Genomic DNA, 942 nt, shown 5'->3' on the forward strand with positions numbered 1-942 from the left:
GCCGAGTACCGCGCCCCAGCCGCCCACTTGAAGTCGGCTGCCGTCGGCGAGCAGGCCCACCGCGACGGAACCGGTGCCGGCGACCAGACCGACGCCCTTGTCCAGTCCCACGGCGGGGACGAGCAGTTCGGCGTCGCCCACGACGAGTGCGGGCACATCGAGGCGTTCCTCCAGAGCGGCCCGGATCTCGGCGCACTGACGGGGTGTCTCGCAGGCGTGCCCGCCCACGGCGACCGCGGACGGGCACGCGTGTGCGGGCAGGGCGTCATGGATCAGGGCGGCCAGCCAGTCGGCGGCGGTCACGGGGTCGTGCGGCCGCCAGCCGCTGCTCGCGCGGATGTGGTCGGCGACGACATCCGTGCCCGCGCAGGCGCGCAGATGTGTCTTGGTGCCACCCACGTCGATGCCGACCACGAGGGGCGTGAAGTCCTGCACGGAACCTCTTTCGTCGTTGCGCTGTGCTGCGACGGTGGGCGAACCGTGTTCGGGGGAACGGCAGTTGAAGCACTAGGGAAGCCCCGGGACGGGCTTCTGACGGACCACGGCAGGCGAGTACCGTGACGTTCGTTAGGAAGTTAACTAACGAAGTACAGTGCGTCAAGAGGTATCGCGTATTGGGCAACGGTGACCGCTGTCCGGGCCCGCGTGACATAGGGACATCCCATCGCCGCATCCCACGGACACCCTCCGGGACGCGGCCTGTGAACTGGGGGAAGTGTGGAACACGTCGTGGCGCAGGCGTCTCGGCTGACCGAGAGCGCGAGCGCGGTGTTCGAGGTGCTGGCCAGAGCCGGCAGCGCGACCCGCCCGCAGCTCGCGAGCCTGGCCGGCCTGTCCAAGCCGACGGTGTCCTCCGCCGTCGTGGAACTGGAGAACGTCCGGCTCGCCGCCCACTCCGGCACCGCCTCCGGCGGCACGGGCCGCAACGCCGCCGTCTACCGA

Annotated in this window: 2 pseudogenes; one reads left to right on the forward strand and one right to left on the reverse strand. The window is 70.6% G+C overall.

Annotated features, from left to right (window positions below):
• Window positions 1–435, reverse strand: a pseudogene (locus R6V09_RS53900) (ATPase); the annotation flags it as partial.
• Window positions 436–729: 294 nt separating this feature from the next.
• On the opposite strand from R6V09_RS53900, the pseudogene R6V09_RS53905 reads away from it, so the two are divergent.
• Window positions 730–942 (forward strand): annotated as a pseudogene (locus tag R6V09_RS53905) (hypothetical protein); the annotation flags it as partial.

The organism is Streptomyces sp. W16 (assembly GCF_033194735.1).
In the GTDB taxonomy this organism is placed as follows: domain Bacteria; phylum Actinomycetota; class Actinomycetes; order Streptomycetales; family Streptomycetaceae; genus Streptomyces.